General features: G+C 64.7%; 2 protein-coding genes. Both read right to left on the reverse strand.

The window, feature by feature from the left end:
- The coding region (locus tag ACXJL8_RS41515; protein WP_456687086.1) for a cobyric acid synthase at positions 1-988 on the reverse strand (988 nt) is incomplete at its 3' end.
- Between the two features lie 12 nt (positions 989-1,000).
- Positions 1,001-1,242 (reverse strand): cob(I)yrinic acid a,c-diamide adenosyltransferase (locus ACXJL8_RS41520; protein WP_456687087.1); only part of this gene is annotated, 242 nt, incomplete at its 5' end.

Raw genomic sequence — 1,242 nt, forward strand, 5'->3', positions numbered from 1 at the left:
GGCCGAGCACATGGCCGCCCCGGCGGTGATGCGCCACGAGATCGATGTCCCAGCCTTGCGCGCGCAGGAAAGCAAGGTCGCCGCGCGTCGATTTCGAGCCGGGGATGATGACGAGACGGACATCGCCGGGGATGGCTTCACCCGGACGCACCATCACCAGGTCGACGCCCGGTTCGAGCTTCAGCGGATCGAGATCATCGAAATTGGCGATCCGCGACAGCGCGAGACAGGCGATCTTGCATTGGCCGGGTTTTCGCGCGTCGCTGAGGCCCAGCGCATCCTCGGCCGGCAGCTCGCCGGCGTGCGCAAACCACGGCAGCACGCCAAAGCCGCGCCAGGATGTTTTCTGTTCGATCAACCGGTAGCCGTCATCGAACAGGGTGGGATCGCCGCGGAACTTGTTGATGACAAAGCCCTGGATCATCGCGGCGTCATCCGGATCGATCACCGTCTTGATCCCGACGAGCTGGGCGATGACGCCGCCACGATCGATGTCTCCGACGAGCACCACAGGCACGTCAGCCTTGCGCGCAAAACCCATATTGGCGATGTCGGCCTTGCGCAAATTGACCTCGGCCGGACTGCCGGCGCCTTCGACCAGCACGAGATCGGCGCGCGCCTTCAGCCGCTCAAAGCTCTCCAGCACGGCGCCCATCAGCGAAGGCTTCATCGCCGCATACTCACGCGCCCGCGCGGTCGCGATGCGCTTTCCCTGGACGATGACCTGCGCACCGACATCCGTTTCGGGCTTCAGCAGCACCGGGTTCATGTCGGTGTGCGGCTCGACGCCCGCGGCGAGCGCCTGAAGCGCCTGCGCGCGGCCGATCTCGCCGCCATCAATGGTGACCGCCGCATTGTTCGACATGTTCTGCGGCTTGAAAGGCATCACGCGCAAGCCGCGACGCACAAAGGCGCGTGCGAGACCGGCGACGATGAGCGACTTGCCCACGTCCGAGCCGGCCCCCTGGATCATCAATGCGCGCGCCATCGCTGAGCCCAATCAGAACTCGACGCCGGCTTGCGCCTTGATGCCGGAGCGGAAGGGGTGCTTGACCAGCGTCATCTCGGTGACGAGGTCGGCGATCTCGATCAGCTCGTCCTTGGCATTGCGCCCGGTGAGGACGACATGCGTCATCGGCGGCTTGTGCGTTGTCAGGAAGTCGACGACCTCAGTGATGTCGAGATAGTCGTAGCGCAGCGCGATGTTGATCTCGTCGAGCACGACCATGCGCAGATTGGAAT

Source organism: Bradyrhizobium sp. P5_C11_2 (genome assembly GCF_054049755.1).